The organism is Cryptosporangium minutisporangium, from assembly GCF_039536245.1.
Classification (GTDB): Bacteria; Actinomycetota; Actinomycetes; order Mycobacteriales; family Cryptosporangiaceae; genus Cryptosporangium; species Cryptosporangium minutisporangium.
In genome coordinates, this window is sequence record NZ_BAAAYN010000026.1 from 144849 (window position 1) to 157983 (window position 13135).

Genomic DNA, 13135 nt, shown 5'->3' on the forward strand with positions numbered 1-13135 from the left:
AAAGCCGCCGCACGGTCGCCTCCACTAGGGTGGAGTCACTGTGGGGGAGCATTACTTTTCGTCCGAACCGACCGCCGCGAGCGCGCCGCGCCGCGTGCGGCTGGCTCTGCGGGACGTACAGGTCGGCCTGGCCACCGACAGCGGCGTCTTCTCCCCCACCGCCGTCGACGCCGGCACGCTCGTCCTGCTGGAGACCGTGCCGCCTCCGCCGTCCACCGGCGACCTGCTCGATCTCGGCTGCGGCTACGGGCCGATCACGATCACGCTGGCCCGGCGCGCCCCAGACGCCACGGTCTGGGGGGTCGACGTCAACGAGCGCGCCCGCGAGCTGGCCAGGACCAACGCCGCGAGCGCCGGCTGCGCGGGCGTCCGCATCGAAGCGCCGGACGACGTTCCGGACACGGTGCGCTTCGCCACCATCTGGTCGAACCCGCCGATCAAAGTGGGCAAGGGCGTGCTGCACGGCATGCTCCGGCAGTGGCTGCCGCGCCTCACCGCGGACGGCGTGGCGTACCTCGTCGTCCAACGGCATCTCGGCGCGGACTCGCTGCACCGCTGGCTGGACACCGAGGGATTCCCGACCGAGCGGCTAGCCTCTCGCAAGGGATATCGAATCCTGACCGTTCGAGCGAAAGAAGCCTCGTGACCCGCCCCATCCACCAGCTCCGCGGTACCGAGCTCAAGCGGCTGCACCGCACCTGGCGCCGCCGCAGCGACAGCCGGCTCGCGCTGCTGCTGGACGACGTCGGCAACCCGTACAACGTCGGCTCGATCACCCGGTCGGCGGCGGCGTTCGGCGTCGATCACCTCTATCTGTCCGGTTCGTCGGTGTCGCCGCGGGCGCCGAAGGCGGCCAAGACCGCGCTCGGCACCGACCGGTACCTGCAGTGGTCCGAACACGCCACGATCACCGAGGCGATCACCGCTGCCCGTGCGGACGGCTACCGGGTCGTGGGGATCGAGCTCGCCGATCCAGCTGCACCGCTGGCCGACCTGAAGCTGGCCGCAGACGTCTGCCTGGTGCTCGGGCACGAGGAGCGTGGCATCTCGGCGACCGGCCTGGCCGAGTGCGACGCCATCGGCTACGTGCCGCTGATCGGACGGGTGGGCTCGCTCAACGTCGCGACCGCGGCGGCGATCGCCTGCTACGAGGTGCGGCGGCAAGGCTGGGCCGAGAGCGGCGCCGACGACCAGGACGGGGCCGACCAGGACGGGGCCGACCAGGACGAGGCCGACCAGGACGAGGGCGACGACCTCGGATGACGGTCACGGCGGTGCGGGTCAACCAGCTGGGCTACCCGGCCGGGTGGCCACTGCGCGCCACCGTGGCGACCGACGCGTCCGCGCCGCTGGGCTGGCACCTCCGGAACGCCACCGGGGCGACCGTCGTCGCCGGTGAGACCACGGTCCACGGGTTCGACCGGGCCGCAGGCGAAACCGTGCACACGGTCACCGTGCCGACCGTCGCCGGCGAGGGTGAGGGGTGGACGCTCGTCGTCGACGGCGTCGAGAGCCCGGCGTTCGCGGTCGGTGCCCCCGCCGCCGGACGGTACGGCGGCCTCGCCCACGACGCCGCCCGTTTCCTCTACCTGCAGCGCAGCGGTACGCCGATCGACGATCCCGAGTACGGACGTCCGGCCGGGCACGTGGACGTCGCGCCGAACCGGGGTGATGCCGCGGTGGCGTGCCACCGGCCGGACTGTCCGCGTCGCCGGTGGCTGTTCGGCTGCCGTGGGCACGATCTGCGCGGCGGCTGGTACGACGCCGGCGACCACGGCAAGTACGCGGTGACCACCGCGCTCACGGTCTGGCTGCTGCAGCACATCGAGGAGCGCACAAGGGGCGGCGACCCGGCTCTGCTGGACGAGGCCCGCTGGGGGCTGGAGTTCCTGCTCGCCGCACAGCTGCCGACCGGGGATCCGCAGGCCGGAATGGTGTTCCACGCCGTGCACGACGTCCGGTGGACCGGGCTGCCGCTGCGCCCCGAGCAGGATCCCGAGCCCCGGACCGTCCGGGCGCCGAGCACCGCGGCGACGTACGGGCTCGCGGCGGTCGCGGCGCAGGCCGCCCGGGTCTGGGAAGTCCACGATCCGGTCTTCGCGGCCCGCTGCACGACCGCCGCCGACCGGGCGTGGAACGCTGCGACCGGCCAACCCACCGTGTACGCGACGCCCGCCGACGTCACCGAGGGCGGCGGCCCGTACGACGACACCGACGTCCGCGACGAGCGGTACTGGGCCGCCGCCGAGTTGGCGGCGCTCACCGGCGCGGAGGAGTACCGGTACGCGATGCTGCACTCCGGGCTGGACCCGATCGCGGCGCTGCGCGAGGGGTTCGACTGGCGCTCGATGCTGCCGCCGGCCCAGCTGACGCTCGCGCTGGGCACCGGGTGGGTCGCCGCGTCGGCGGCCACCGCGGCGAGGGCTGCGCTGGCGACCGCCGCCGAGACGCTGCTGGCGACGATCGACGCCGAGGGCCACGGGACGCCGTACGCACCGCCGGACGGCCGCTACTGCTGGGGGTCGAACTCCCGGGTGCTCGCGCACGCGTTGACGCTCGGTGCGGCCGCCGACCACACCGGCGACCGGCGGTACTTCGCTGGCGAGCTGGCGTGCCTGGACTACCTGCTCGGCCGGAACGCGACCGGGGTGAGCCAGGTGATCGGGTACGGCGCGCGGCCCGCGTCCCGGCCGCACCACCGCTTCTTCGCGCGGGCGGTCGACACCGCGTACCCGCCGCCACCGCCCGGCGTCGTCGTCGGCGGCCCGAACAGCGGGCTCGACGATCCGGTGGCCGCCGCCGCGCTCAGCGGTGCGGCTCCGCAGCGGTGCTGGATCGACGACGTCGGCTCGTACGCGACGAACGAGGTGACGATCGGGTGGAACGCCGCGCTCGCCGCGGTGGCCGGGCACGTGGCCGCACGGCTGGCCCCGGCCCGCTCGTTACGTCCGGGCGCCGCGGCGGCGTGACCCATCCCCTGCTCCGTCCAACCGGCCGGCGGTGGCCGGCCCCGGGACGACAGCCGGCTGAGTGGGAGCGGCGAGGAGGTCGGTGACGATCGCCGCGACCTGCTCGACCTCGATCAGGAACCCATCGTGGCCGTACGGCGACCGGATCACCCGCACGTCCCCGGCTCCCGCGATGTGCGCGGCCAGCTCCCGCTGCTGCGCCAGCGGATAGAGCCGGTCGCTGTCCACCCCGGCGACCATCGTCCGTGCGGTGATCCGCCGCAGGGCGTCCGCCACACCGCCGCGGCCACGACCGACGTCGTGCCCGTTCATGCTCTCGGTCAGCGTCACGTAGCTCCCGGCGTCGAAGCGCCGGACCAGCTTCGCGGCGTGGTGGTCGAGATAGGACTCGACCGCGAAGCGGTCGGCGTCCTGCCGGGTGCGCCCGAACCGGGTGGCCAGCTCGACCTCCGAGCGGTACGTGACGTGGGCGATCCGCCGGGCGATGCCCAGCCCGGCGACCGGACCGGGCCCGGGGTGGTAGTCCCCACCGGCCCAGCCCGGATCGGCGCGGATCGCGTGCAGCTGTGGTGACGCCCAGGCGATCTGCTCGGCCGAGGCCGCCGCGGTGGTCGCCAGGAGCAACAGGCGCTCGACCCGGGACGGCGCCGACACGGCCCACTCCACCGCCCGCATCCCGCCCATCGAGCCACCGAGCACCGCGGCCCAGGCCGGTACGCGGAGCGCGTCGGCGAACGCGAGCTCGGCCGCGACCTGGTCCCGGACGCTCACCCGGGGCCAGCGGCTCCCCCACGGCCGTCCGTCCGGAGCCGCCGACGACGGGCCGGTGCTGCCCCGGCACCCGCCGAGGACGTTCGGCGCCACCACCCACCACCGGTCGGTGTCGACCGCTCGGCCCGGTCCGATCAGCCCGTCCCACCAGCCCGGTGTCGGATGGTCCGGATCGGCCGGACCGACGACGTGGCTGTCGCCGGTGAGGGCGTGCAGTACGAGCACCGCGTTCGACCGGTCCGGCGCCGGGGTGCCCCAGGATTCGTACGCGATCCGCACGTCCGGCAACGCACCACCGCACTCCAGAGCCAGCGGCCCCAGCGACAGGATCGGCACCTCAGGCCTTGGCTGCCCGGAACCCCGCGTCCAGATCGGCCAGCAGGTCCTCCAGCCCTTCCAGCCCGACCGCCAGCCGGACCAGCCCCGGCGTCACACCGGTGGATAGCTGCTCGGAGGGCGTCAACTGGCTGTGCGTCGTACTGGCCGGGTGGATCACCAGGCTGCGGACGTCCCCGATGTTCGCCAGGTGGCTGAACAGCTCCAGCGAGTCCACGAACCGCTTGCCCGCCTCCACGCCACCGCGCAGCTCGAACGAGACCACCGCACCCGCACCGGCGGGCAGGTACTTCTGTGCCGCGGCGTACCACGGGCTGGTCGGCAGGCCGGCGTAGTGCACGGTCTCCACTTCGTCCCGTTCGGTGAGCCACTCCGCGATCGCCTGGGCGTTCCGGACGTGCCGCTCGATCCGCAGCGACAGCGTCTCGATGCCCTGCAGGATGAGGAAGCTGTTCAGCGGCGCGATCGCGGCACCGGTGTCGCGCAGCTGCTGCACCCGGAGTTTCGCCGCGAAGGAACCGTGCCCGAGCGCGTCCCAGTACCGCAGGCCGTGGTAGCTCGGGTCCGGCTCGTGGAAATCGGGGAAGCGATCGGCATGCACACCGAAGTCGAACGTGCCACCGTCCACCACGACACCGGCGATCGCGGTGCCGTGCCCGCCGAGGTACTTGGTCGCGGAGTGGATCACGAAGTCCGCGCCGTGCTCGATCGGCCGGAGCAGGTACGGCGTCGGCACCGTGTTGTCGACGACCAGCGGTACGCCCACTTCGTGGGCGAGATCGGCGACCGCCCGGACGTCCAGCACGTTGCTGCGCGGGTTCCCCAGCGTCTCGGCGAAGAACAACTTCGTGTTCGGACGCGTGGCCGCGCGCCACTGTTCGAGGTCGTCCGGGTCCTCCACGAACGACACCTCGACGCCGAGCTTGGGGAGTGTGTAGTGGAACAGGTTGTACGTGCCCCCGTAGAGCGAGGCGCTGGAGACGAAGTGGTCACCGCTCCTCGCCAGCGTCAGGATCGCCGCAGTCTCGGCGGCCTGGCCGGACGCCAGCGCGACCGCGGAGACACCGCCCTCCAGCGCGGCGACGCGCTGCTCCAGCACGTCCTGGGTCGGGTTGTTGATCCGGGTGTAGATGTGGCCCGGCTCGGCGAGGCCGAACAGCGCGGCGGCGTGGTCGGTGTCGCGGAACACGTACGAGGTGGTCTGGTAGATCGGCGTCGCCCGGGCACCGGTCGCCGGGTCCGCGGTGGCGCCGGCGTGGATCTGCCGGGTCTCGAACGACCAGGCGCTGGTGTCCCGCTCCCGGGGCGAGTCGGGCACGGTTTCCGGAGCGGTCGCCTGGGGCCCGGGATCGGACGAGAGTTCGGACACGGGGCCTCCTGGGTGCGGTACGCGGCGAACGCCGGGTGCAGCGGAAAGCCCACCCCCGGCTCGACCTCACCCTGACACAGATCCCGGATTAACGCCATAGCCTATCGAGAAGATAGGGAATGCGGTGCCTCGAGGAGCGCGTCCAGTGCCCTCACGTCCACCGGCTTGGAGTACAGGAACCCCTGGGCGCGGTCGCAGCGCAGCTCGCGCAGGACGTCCGCGCGCTCGGCCGTCTCCACCCCCTCGGCCACCGTGGACAGCCCCAGCGAGTGGGACAGCTGCAGGATGGCCTTGGTCAGCGCGGTGTCCTCGCTGTCCGCCCCCTCCGGACCCTCCATGCTGAACGCCCGGTCGATCTTCAGGATGTCCACCGGCAGCCGGCGGAGGTACGACAGCGACGAGTAGCCGGTGCCGAAGTCGTCGATCGCGATCCGGATCCCGCGGCTGCGGAGCTGCTGCAGCCGTGCCACCACGATCTCGGTCTCCGCCGCCGTGGCCGCGATCATCGTGGACTCGGTGATCTCCAGCACGAGCGCCTGCGGCGGCAGCCCGCTGAACCGGAGTGCACCGAGCACGGTCGTGACGAACTCCGGGTCCCGCAGCTGGGCGGTGGCCACGTTGACCGCCACCGAGATGCCGAAGCGCGAGTACCAGTCGGTGGCGTCCACGCAGGCCTGTCCGAGCACCCACGCGCCGATCGGCACGATGAGGCCGCTCTCCTCGGCGACCGGCACGAAGTCCGCCGGCGACACCCGGGCCGCGCCGGGGGCGTCCCAGCGCAGCAGCGCCTCGACCGAGCTGATCCGCTCCGTGACCAGATCCACGACCGGCTGGTACTCCAGCACGAACTCGCCCATCGCCACCGCACGGCGGAGTCCGGCCAGCAGCTCCACTTGCTCCAGATGTGCGGTGCGCAGCTCCGGCCGGTAGCCGACCACCTGGTTCTTGCCGCCGCCCTTCGCGGCGTAGAGCGCCAGGTCGGCGTTGCGCAGGACGTCGCTCGGGGTGGCCGGGCCGGTTCCGACGTACAGGCCGACGCTGGTCGTGAGGTAGAGGTCGTGCGCGGCGACGCGGAACGGTCCCCACAGTGCCTCGGTCAGGCGTCGGCCGATCATCGACGCGTGTTCGGTGTCGGCATCGGTCAGCAGGACCGCGAACTCGTCCCCGCCGAGCCGCGCCAGCAGGGTGCCCTCCGGCAGCGCCGCGGTGAACCGGGCCGCGACCTGGATCAGCAGCTCGTCCCCCACCGGGTGCCCGTGCGTGTCGTTGACGTCCTTGAACCCGTCCAGGTCGACCAGCACCAGGGCGTAGGGCCGGTCGGCGTACTCCGGTCGGCGCGCATCGGCCAGCGTCCCGTCCAGCGCGTCGGTCAGCTTCGACCGGTTCGGCAACCCGGTCAGCGGGTCGTGCAGCGCTCGGTAGGTGAGCTGGCCCTGCAACGCCTGCTGCTCGGCGAGGGCCGCGCCGAGCGCGGCCGCCTGCGCGGCCTGCTCCTGTTCCCGGCGGTAGGCGTCCCGCGCCAGCCCGGCGCTGCGGACGGCCAGGTAGAAGCAGAAGCCCGTGGTCATCGCCACCGGGTACGCGACGTCCACCAGCGGATCGATCGGCCGTTTCTCGACCGCGGCGAACACGGCGAAGGCGGGGTAGGCGAACGTCGCGGCGCCGAACAGCGCCATCTTCAGGCGTCCGGCGGGCAGCTCGCCCTGCGGCTCCTGGCGCCGGACGGCGGTCGACCGGTGGCCGGCGGCGATCGCCAGGAACAGATAGCCGCTAAGCACGATGACGCCGGGCCCGGCCGTCGGAATCATGCCCACCGGGTGTGCGCCGCTGTCGACGCCCCAGAGGAAGTCGCCGGCGACGAACAGCAGCGACGCCAGGCCTACCAGCGCCTGAGCGGTGTGCCGGATCGCCACCACCAGCACGATCACCGCCATCGTCAGCAGCGTGAGGTCGGCGATGACGAAGACGAACGCGAGCGCGCGCTCGGCCCCGCTCAGGGCACGGAGGTAGGGGGCCAGCACCAGCAGCCACCCGATCGTGCCGACCCCGTAGCTGACCGCGAGCCCGTCGACGATCCCCTGGGTGCGGAACGGCCCGCTCCGCTTCACGATGCCGATCAGGCCAGCGACCAGCAGCGGGAACGACACCAGCCGGATCGCCAGCGCCACGGTCAGTGGCGACTCCGGCAGAACCGGGTGGTGCGGGACCACCTCGGCGGCGATCAGGCCGCAGAAGCGCGCGAGGACACCCGCGCCGATCAACCACCAGGGCCACGCCGGGCTCGGCCGGCGCGCGGCGACGCCGACGGCGTACCAGGCGATCGCCCACACGACGATGGCCAGGTAGAACGTCGGGGTCAGCGGGCCGGGCAGCACGTACAGAAGCCACGGCGCCAGCAGGGTGGCGCCGATGGCGACCACCGTGATCGTCCGCTCACGGGCAGCCCGGCGGTCCGCTTCCCGCGCGAGCGCGCTGGTTGCGGACCCGCCGTCCATCGGCGTGACCTCGCCGGTCCTGGTCCGGACGACCAGGCCGTCGGTCGGGAGATCGGCCACCGCCGGCGTCGGCGGGACCATGTGGGTTTGCACGGTTCTTTGTACGGACGGGAGGCACCCGACCTGAGGACTCGTGGCGATCACAACCCGGTAGTGGAGTACTGCTCCGGTTCGGCCCACGGCCGGGCAGCCAGGCACTCCTCGACCCGATCGGCCGGTACCGGCGGGGAGAAGTAGTCGCCCTGCATGTACCGGCAGCCCAGCGCGCGCAGCCACTCGGCACGCTCGGCGGTCTCCACGTGCTCGGCGACGACGCGCAGCTGGAGCGTCTGGCAGATCTGCAGGACGGCTCCGGTCAGCGCCGCGTCGACGACGGGGGCGTCCGGTACCGCGGGGCCGGCCGGGTGCCCGTGGCCAGCAGCGCAGCGATGACCCCGTCGCCGAGCAGCGTCAGCCCGATCCCGACGAGCACCATCGGCGCGCCCGGCGTCGAGTAGCGCAGGCGCGGCAGTTGGTCGGCGAGGACCGTGACGACCAGCCAGGTCACCGCGCCCGCGTAGACCGCGACCGCAGCGGCCATCGGCAGCAACGGCAGGACGCAGAGCGGCAGCAGGCCACCCGCCAACGGACGCCCCAGGCCGCGCAGCGGTCCCGGCAGCCCTGTCAGTCGCGTTCTCGGCGCGCTCTAGCTATACCTCGTTCACGTTGTGCGACCGAGGGCGGCGCCGCGTCCACGCCGGTGGTCGGCACGGCGAAGGGCGCCGGGTATCCCTGGCACGCCGAAGGGCGCCGGGATACCCGGCGCCCTTCGGGTCGGTGCCGCCTCAGGCAGCCTGGACGGCCTGCGCGGGCACGGCCGGCTCCAGCGCGAGCGCGACCACGTCCGCCACGTCCTCCATCAGGTGGATCGTCAGCGCGTCCCGGACGCTGGCCGGGACGTCGTCCAGGTCAGCAGCGTTGCGCGCCGGCAGCAGCACCTCGGTCAGCCCGGCCCGGTGCGCGGCGAGCAGCTTCTGCTTGACGCCGCCGATCGGCAGCACCCGCCCGGTCAGCGAGACCTCGCCGGTCATGCCGACCTCCGCCCGGACCAGCCGCCCGGTCAGCAGCGACGCCAGCGCGGTGACCATCGTGACCCCCGCGGACGGGCCGTCCTTCGGCACCGCTCCGGCCGGCACGTGCACGTGCAGCCGACGTCCGCGCAGGTCCTCGGGGTCGGCGCCGAAGCGGTCGCCCTGGCTCCGCAGGTAGGAGAGCGCGATGTGCGCGGACTCCTTCATGACGTCACCCAGCTGGCCCGTGAGAACCAGCTCCGGCTCCCCCTTGGAACCTTCGGCACCCGGGGCCATGTTGGCCTCGATGAAGAGGACGTCGCCACCGGCGCCGGTGACGGCCAGACCGGTCGCCACACCCGGAACCGCGGTGCGCTCGCCGGACTCCGGGGTGAACCGGGGCCGGCCCAGGTAGTCCTTCAGCGTCCCGGCCGTCACGTCGACCGGCGTCGCCGGTGGGTTGTCACCAGCCAGCTTCGTCGCGACCTTCCGCAGCACCCGCGCGAGCGAGCGCTCCAGCTGACGGACCCCGGCCTCGTGGGTGTAGTCACCGGCGATGAGCTTCAGCGCGCCCTCGTCGATCGTGACGTCACCCGGCTCCAGGCCGGCGCGCTCCAGCTGGCGCTTCCAGAGGTGGTCCCGCGCGATCGCAACCTTCTCGACCTCGGTGTAGCCGTCCAGCCGGACGACCTCCATCCGGTCGATCAGCGCCTCCGGGATCGCCTCGGCGACGTTCGCCGTCGCGAGGAAGAGCACGTCGGACAGGTCGAGCTCCACCTCCAGGTAGTGGTCGCGGAACGTGTGGTTCTGCGCCGGGTCGAGCACCTCGAGCAGCGCGGCCGCCGGGTCGCCCCGGTAGTCGGCGCCGATCTTGTCGACCTCGTCGAGCAGGACCACCGGGTTCATCGCACCGGCCTCCTTGATCGCCCGGACGATGCGACCGGCCTGCGCGCCGACGTAGGTGCGCCGGTGACCACGGATCTCGGCCTCGTCCCGCACGCCGCCGAGCGCCACCCGGACGAACTTCCGCCCGAGCGCCCGCGCGACCGACTCGCCGAGCGAGGTCTTGCCGACGCCGGGCGGACCGACGAGCGCGAGCACCGCGCCGCTCCCCCGGCCACCGACGATCTCCAGGCCGCGCGCGGCCCGGCGGTTGCGTACCGCCAGGTACTCCACGATCCGGTCCTTGACGTCGTCCAGGCCGGCGTGGTCGGCGTCGAGCACGTTCCTCGCCGCGGAGACGTCGGTGGCGTCGTCCGTGCGGACGTTCCACGGCAGCTCCAGCACCGTGTCCAGCCAGGTGCGGATCCAGGACGCTTCCGGCGACTGGTCACCGGTGCGCTCCAGCTTGTCGACCTCGCGCAGCGCCGCCTTCTTGACTTGTTCCGGCAGGTCGGCGGCCTCGACGCGGGCCCGCGGGTCCGCCTCGGGGTTGTCGTCGTCGCCGGAGATCTCGCCGAGCTCCTTGCGGATCGCGGCCAGCTGCTGGCGCAGCAGGAACTCCCGCTGCGTCTTCTCCATCGATTCCCGGACGTCGTCCCGAATGGTCGCCGCCACCTGCAGTTCGGCCAGCTGCTGCTTGCCCCAGTCGAGCACCAGCTCCAGCCGGGCCACGACCTCGGGGGTCTCCAGCAGACGCAGCTTCTGGTCGATCTCCAGGTAGGGAGCCCAGCCGGCGATGTCGGCCAGCTCACCGGGCTCGGTGATCCGCCGGATCATCTCGACGACCTGCCAGCCGCCGTTGTCGCTCTCCCGGTGACCCAGGATCTCCTGGACGACCTCGCGGTACTCGGCCGCGAGCGTGTCGACCTTCTCCTGGTCGGTGGCGCTGACGCGGTCGGGCAGCGTGGTGGCCTCGACCCAGAGTGCGGCGCCCGGCCCGTTCACGCCGCGGCCGACCTTGGCTCGCGAGACCGCACGCAGCACGGCGGCCGGGCGTCCGTTGGGCAGGCGGCCCACCTGGTCGATCGTGGCCAGGACGCCGACCTCGCGGTACTGGCCCTCGATGCGAGGGACGATCAGTAAACGAGCGTCGTCGTCGTTCGTGTCCTTCGCCCTGGCCGAGTCCACGGCGGCTCGCGCTTCGCCGTCGAGCTCGACCGGGATCACCATTCCGGGCAGCACGACTGCGTCGGCCAGCGGCAGCACCGGCAGGGTGAGAGTGGTGACGGGCCCGCGCGGCCCGCCGGGGGATCGATCCATCGCCGTACCTCACAGCAGTCGGAAGTTGAGTCCGACCGGCTCAATGCTTACAGCGTTGCGATCATTCCCTCGCCGGTCGGCTGTTCGCTCTGAGCAGAGCCGCCGAGCGGAACAGCCGACCGTGAAGCCCGTGAGGCGGACGAGACGGATGTATCGGCCAATCCGGTAGAACATGGCCCCAAATGGGGGACGGCAGCCGAGAATTAGGCCTTCCGGCTCGGGGAATTGTGCCATGGTCCGCGTGTTCGGTAACGGGCCGATGACAGGCCGCGAAACGCGGATCGAAAGGGAGGGCTAGTGCAGTACCACCGGCCGTTGCTCCAGGAAGACGTCGAGACGGCCCACCGGCTGCTCTCGATGCACCAACCCACGGCCCCGGACGGCCACGACCGGTCCTACTGCGCGAGCGCGACCCACTACACGCCGACTCTCTGGCCCTGCGCCCGCCACCGCTGGGCGGTCGCCGTCCTCGCGGCCGACGAGCGAGGCGAGATCGACGACCCACCCAGCGACTGATCGTCCGGTCGAAGTCTCACCGCCCGTCGGCGCCGGACTTCCCGTCGGCGTTGGCCTCCGCGCGCCTGACGCGCATCCGCGTCCACGGAATCAGGAACCACAGCACGATGAGGAACAGCAGCGCGGCGGCACCGCCGGCCATCGCGACTTCCTTGCTGAACATCACGTCGAGGATGACGGTCAGCGCGCCACCGAGCGCTAACGAAAGCCAGACCAGGCCGGTCAGCGCGAAGATGTTCGCGATCTTGACCAGTTCGTCCTTCATCGCACGACGGAAAACCAGGCGGTGGTAGCCGACCGGCGCGATCAGGAAGCCACTGGAGAGCAGGGCGCAGATCAGAGCACCGACGTAGACCGCCCGGCCGAACGAGTCGACCTCGGTGAAGCGCTGCTGGAACACGATCGTTAACAAGAACGCGAAGAGAATTTGGACGCCGGTCTGTGCGACCCGCAACTCCTGAAGCAACTCGTTCATGTTGCGGTCCAGCCGCTCCGCCGGCGTCTCATCCCGCCAGAGATGACCGCTTTCATCCTTGTTTCGTACTGGGTGCTCGTCGGTGGTCATGGCACCGTCGTCCCCCGTTCAGGGGCTATTCAATCCTGGTTCACCTGCGGTGGCGCAGCTACTCGGTGGTCGCCACCGGCGCCAGGTCGATGCGGTACTCGAGCTCGGCGCGATCGCCGGGCACCACGATGTCGACCGCGGTCTCCACCGCGCGGTCGCCGGCGAACATCGTCCGGGTGATCGTGAGCATCGGGGTACCGACCGCGACCGAGAGCGCGCGGGTCTCCTCGGGCCGCGGCATCCGCGCCCGCACCAGTTCGTCGACGCGCGTGACGGTCACGCCGATGCTGGCCAGCGCCGCGACCGTGCCCCCGACCCACGGCTCGTTGCGCGGATCGGCCACCGGAGTGCCCGCCACCAGGTCGAGCGGCAGGTACGACATGCTCAGCTGCTGCGGCAGGTTGCCGTCGAGGAAGAGGATCCGGCGCTCCAGCACCGACGTGTCGGTGTCGATGCCCAGCAGCCCGGCGACCTGATCGGTGGCCGGAACCTCCTGGAAGGACGACTCGGCCCGGTACTCCGCCCAATCGAGCGGAGCACCGGTCGTGGCGGCGTCGAGGGCCTGGCGGTACCGGCTCGACGCGACGCGCCGGATCGGCAACGCGTCGCGGACGTAGGTGCCGCGGCCGTGGTGGGTGACGACCAGGCCCTCCTCTCGCAGCATCGTCATCGCGAGGCGCACGGTGTTCCGGGCGACGCCGTACCGCTGCATCAGGGTCATCTCGGAGGGGATCAACGAGCCGGGCCCGTACTCCCCGCTGGCGATGTCCGCGCGCAGTTGGTCGGCCAACTGCCGGTAAACGGCCCGGTCACCGTGCGGATCGATCATGCCGGGGACGCTACCGACGGTCGTTCTCACGATA

General features: G+C 72.2%; 12 protein-coding genes. 4 read left to right on the forward strand and 8 right to left on the reverse strand.

From position 1 onward, the window contains the following. Positions 1–40 precede the first annotated feature (40 nt). From ABEB28_RS21200 to ABEB28_RS21210, 3 genes are read left to right on the forward strand one after another with little or no spacing between them, the layout of a single operon-like run. Positions 41–646, forward strand: coding sequence for a class I SAM-dependent methyltransferase (locus ABEB28_RS21200; RefSeq protein WP_345729896.1), 606 nt, complete (start codon positions 41–43; stop codon positions 644–646). Next, positions 643–1263, forward strand: coding sequence for a TrmH family RNA methyltransferase (locus ABEB28_RS21205; protein WP_345729897.1), 621 nt, complete (start codon positions 643–645; stop codon positions 1261–1263). The genes ABEB28_RS21200 and ABEB28_RS21205 overlap by 4 nt, the downstream gene beginning before the upstream one ends. Next, the gene (locus ABEB28_RS21210) at positions 1260–2969 is read left to right on the forward strand and encodes a glycoside hydrolase family 9 protein (RefSeq protein WP_345729898.1); all 1710 of its coding nucleotides are present in this window, start codon (positions 1260–1262) and stop codon (positions 2967–2969) included. Before ABEB28_RS21205 ends, ABEB28_RS21210 begins: the two co-directional genes overlap by 4 nt. Here ABEB28_RS21210 and metX read toward each other — a convergent pair. From metX to lon, 6 genes are all read right to left on the reverse strand, one after another. Then, positions 2943–4112 (reverse strand): homoserine O-acetyltransferase MetX, encoded by a 1170-nt coding sequence (gene metX / locus ABEB28_RS21215; protein WP_376981183.1) that lies wholly within the window; start codon positions 4110–4112, stop codon positions 2943–2945. The two genes, ABEB28_RS21210 and metX, sit on opposite strands and share 27 nt — an antisense overlap. Further along, positions 4078–5394 carry a bifunctional o-acetylhomoserine/o-acetylserine sulfhydrylase gene (locus ABEB28_RS21220; RefSeq protein ID WP_345729931.1) on the reverse strand — a complete coding sequence of 439 codons (1317 nt, stop codon included), beginning with the start codon at positions 5392–5394 and terminating at the stop codon, positions 4078–4080. The genes metX and ABEB28_RS21220 overlap by 35 nt, the downstream gene beginning before the upstream one ends. A gap of 152 nt (positions 5395–5546) precedes the next feature. Beyond that, complete coding sequence (locus ABEB28_RS21225; protein WP_345729899.1) at positions 5547–8021, reverse strand: putative bifunctional diguanylate cyclase/phosphodiesterase; 2475 nt, start codon at positions 8019–8021, stop codon at positions 5547–5549. A gap of 59 nt (positions 8022–8080) precedes the next feature. Beyond that, positions 8081–8299 (reverse strand): EAL domain-containing protein, encoded by a 219-nt coding sequence (locus ABEB28_RS21230; RefSeq protein WP_345729932.1) that lies wholly within the window; start codon positions 8297–8299, stop codon positions 8081–8083. Then, complete coding sequence (locus tag ABEB28_RS21235) at positions 8296–8565, reverse strand: hypothetical protein (protein WP_345729900.1); 270 nt, start codon at positions 8563–8565, stop codon at positions 8296–8298. Before ABEB28_RS21235 ends, ABEB28_RS21230 begins: the two co-directional genes overlap by 4 nt. A gap of 199 nt (positions 8566–8764) precedes the next feature. Then, the gene (gene lon, locus ABEB28_RS21240) at positions 8765–11191 is read right to left on the reverse strand and encodes an endopeptidase La (RefSeq protein WP_345729901.1); all 2427 of its coding nucleotides are present in this window, start codon (positions 11189–11191) and stop codon (positions 8765–8767) included. A gap of 297 nt (positions 11192–11488) precedes the next feature. On the opposite strand from lon, the gene ABEB28_RS21245 reads away from it, so the two are divergent. Continuing rightward, positions 11489–11707 carry a hypothetical protein gene (locus tag ABEB28_RS21245; RefSeq protein WP_345729902.1) on the forward strand — a complete coding sequence of 73 codons (219 nt, stop codon included), beginning with the start codon at positions 11489–11491 and terminating at the stop codon, positions 11705–11707. Between the two features lie 16 nt (positions 11708–11723). Here the strand turns inward: ABEB28_RS21245 and ABEB28_RS21250 are convergent, their stop codons facing one another. Beyond that, positions 11724–12272, reverse strand: coding sequence for a DUF6328 family protein (locus ABEB28_RS21250; protein WP_345729903.1), 549 nt, complete (start codon positions 12270–12272; stop codon positions 11724–11726). A 58-nt stretch (positions 12273–12330) separates the two neighbouring features. Further along, positions 12331–13131 carry a GntR family transcriptional regulator gene (locus ABEB28_RS21255; protein ID WP_345729904.1) on the reverse strand — a complete coding sequence of 267 codons (801 nt, stop codon included), beginning with the start codon at positions 13129–13131 and terminating at the stop codon, positions 12331–12333. Positions 13132–13135 lie beyond the last annotated feature (4 nt).

Coding starts and splice junctions, on each gene's coding strand:
- ABEB28_RS21210 (WP_345729898.1), top strand. CDS start 1,260: ATGACGGTCACGGCGGTGCGGGTCAACCAGCTGGGCTACCCGGCCGGG.
- ABEB28_RS21250 (WP_345729903.1), bottom strand. CDS start 12,272: ATGACCACCGACGAGCACCCAGTACGAAACAAGGATGAAAGCGGTCAT.
- ABEB28_RS21225 (WP_345729899.1), bottom strand. CDS start 8,021: ATGGTCCCGCCGACGCCGGCGGTGGCCGATCTCCCGACCGACGGCCTG.
- lon (WP_345729901.1), bottom strand. CDS start 11,191: ATGGATCGATCCCCCGGCGGGCCGCGCGGGCCCGTCACCACTCTCACC.